This is a genomic window from Burkholderia sp. A9 (assembly GCF_000801975.1).
On sequence record NZ_JSZN01000029.1, the window covers coordinates 1 to 1793 of the forward strand.

General features: G+C 64.6%; 3 protein-coding genes. All 3 read right to left on the bottom strand.

Annotated elements, in window-relative coordinates:
* Nucleotides 1-329, bottom strand: a 329-nt coding sequence (locus PI86_RS13140) for an ABC transporter permease (protein ID WP_039323063.1), incomplete at its 3' end; no start/stop codon positions are given.
* Nucleotides 326-1312, bottom strand: a complete 987-nt coding sequence (locus PI86_RS13145) for an ABC transporter permease subunit (protein WP_039323069.1) — start codon at nucleotides 1310-1312, stop codon at nucleotides 326-328. The genes PI86_RS13145 and PI86_RS13140, both read right to left, overlap by 4 nt.
* A 10-nt stretch (nucleotides 1313-1322) precedes the next feature.
* Nucleotides 1323-1793, bottom strand: a 471-nt coding sequence (locus PI86_RS13150) for a TOBE domain-containing protein (RefSeq protein ID WP_039323066.1), incomplete at its 5' end; no start/stop codon positions are given.

Genomic DNA, 1793 nt, shown 5'->3' on the forward strand with positions numbered 1-1793 from the left:
GGAATCACCAGCGGCGCGTTGATCATCCCCGTGTACAGCGTGAAGCCCTTGAAGCGGCCGAAGCGCGCGAGCACGAAGCCCGCCCACGTGCCGATCACGACCGACGCGGTCGCCGTCAGCAGGCCGATCTTCAGCGACAGCCACGCGGCCGTCAGCAGCTCGTCGTCCTGCCACAGCGCCGCGTACCACTTCAGCGAGAAGCCCGACCACACCGTCACCAGCTTCGACTCGTTGAACGAGTACACGACCAGGCTGATGATCGGGATGTACAGGAACAGGAAGCCGAAGGCGAGAACGCCCGTCGACAGCGGTTTGCTCGGCTTGATCATTTCGCGTCCTCCAGTTCCTTGACCTGGTAGTACTGGAACAGCGCCATCGGCACCAGCAACAGCAACACCATCGCGACCGTCACCGCGGACGCCATCGGCCAGTCCATGTTGTTGAAGAATTCATCCCACATCACGCGGCCGATCATCAGCGTGTCGGCGCCGCCGAGCAGTTCCGGAATCACGTACTCGCCCACCGCCGGGATGAACACCAGCAGGCTGCCGGCGATGATCCCGTTCTTCGACAGCGGCAGCGTGATGCGCGTGAACGCGACCCACGGCTTCGCGCCGAGGTCGTACGCGGCCTCGAGCAGCGTGAGGTCCATCTTCACGAGGTGCGCATAGAGCGGCATCACCATGAACGGCAGATACGAATAGACCATCCCGATGTAGACGCCCGCATCGCTGTGATACAGCCGCAGCGGCGTGTGGATGATGCCCAGCGCGATCAGCGCGTGGTTCAGCAGGCCGTCGTCCTTCAGGATGCCGATCCATGCGTACACGCGGATCAGGAACGACGTCCAGAACGGCAGCATCACGGCCATCATCAGCACGTTGCGCCGGCCCGGTTCCGAGCGCGCGATGTAGTACGCCATCGGATAACCGATCAGCAGGCACAGCAGCGTCGACACGGCGGCCATCTTCAGCGAGCTGAGGTAGGTCGCGATGTACAGGTCGTCCTGCAGCAGGAACGCGTAGTGCGACAGCTGCAGCGCGAAGTGCACGACGCCGTCCTTGATCTCGACGAGCGACGTGTACGGCGGGATCCCCATCACCTGGTCGGCGAAGCTGATCTTGAACACCAGCACGAACGGCAGCGCGAAGAAGACCGTGAGCCACAGGAACGGCACGCCGATCGCGAGGTTGCGGCCCGACGGCAGGAAGCGCGACAGCGCGGCGAAGCGGCTGCGGCGCTTGGCGGCCTGGGTCGCAGCGGTAGCACCGGTCGGCACCGGCGCGGACGGAGTGGAAGCGGAAGTTCTCATCATGTCGCCCTCACTGCGTCAGCACGACGCCGCTGGCCGGCGACCACGACACGAACACGTCGTCGTTCCACGACGGCGCGCCGTCGTGCAGCAGGTGCGAGCTCGACAGGTTCGACACCACCGTCTTGCCGCTCGGCAGCCGCACGTGATACAGCGAGTAGCTGCCCATGTACGCGATGTCGGTGACGACACCGCGCGCCCAGTTGTGATGCGAGCCCGGTTTGTCGCGCGATACGTGCACGCGCTCCGGGCGCACCGAGATGCCGACCGGCATCCCGAGCGGGCCGGTCACGCCGTGGCTCACGTACATGCGTGCCTCGAGGTCGTCGCTTTCGACGAAGATGTGATCCGGTTCGTCCTCGACCACGCGCCCTTCGAACAGGTTCGTCGAGCCGATGAACTCGGCCGAGAAGCGGCTGTTCGGGTATTCGTATACTTCGCCGGGCGTGCCGATCTGCACGATCTTGCCTTCGCTCATCAC

What these genes read in the sequence shown, in the direction of transcription:
- PI86_RS13145 (WP_039323069.1), bottom strand. Translation starts at nt 1,312, where the DNA reads ATGAGAACTTCCGCTTCCACTCCGTCCGCGCCGGTGCCGACCGGTGCT.